Annotated in this window: 1 protein-coding gene; it reads right to left on the bottom strand. The window is 67.3% G+C overall.

Annotation, left to right across the window (positions count from 1 at the left end; genetic code table 11):
* Positions 1–346 (bottom strand): phage integrase Arm DNA-binding domain-containing protein (locus IOC61_RS15920; RefSeq protein WP_195689728.1); only part of this gene is annotated, 346 nt, incomplete at both ends.

Raw genomic sequence — 346 nt, 5'->3', positions numbered from 1 at the left:
CTGGGCACACCAGCGCGTGGTGATCTGGGCGAGGGGAAGGTCACCGGCATCCTCGATCAACCGCTTGCCGCGCCCACGCTTGGCGCTCTTCGTCCACTTGCTGAGCTTCCGGTCGGGCTCGACCCACTCGGCTAGCCAGCCCTTCACCGCAGCGCCCAGGGAGTCGCCTTCCTCGCCCATTACCTGGGCGACGTAGTCCACTCCCCGCATCAGCCGGGCATTGAGGATCCGAGCAGCGTCTTGCGCTTCTGCGCGATCGCGGCCAAGCCCGTGCCAGGTGCCAGTGTCCGGGCGGCGATAGGTGTAGTACCCATTGCGCTCGTAGAGGTTGGGCTCGAGGCCACGG

It is taken from the genome of Halomonas sp. KAO, assembly GCF_015595025.1.
GTDB lineage: Bacteria > Pseudomonadota > Gammaproteobacteria > Pseudomonadales > Halomonadaceae > Halomonas.
The sequence above is the reverse complement of the archived record's forward strand: the minus strand, read 5'-3'. Positions and strand labels throughout refer to the sequence as shown.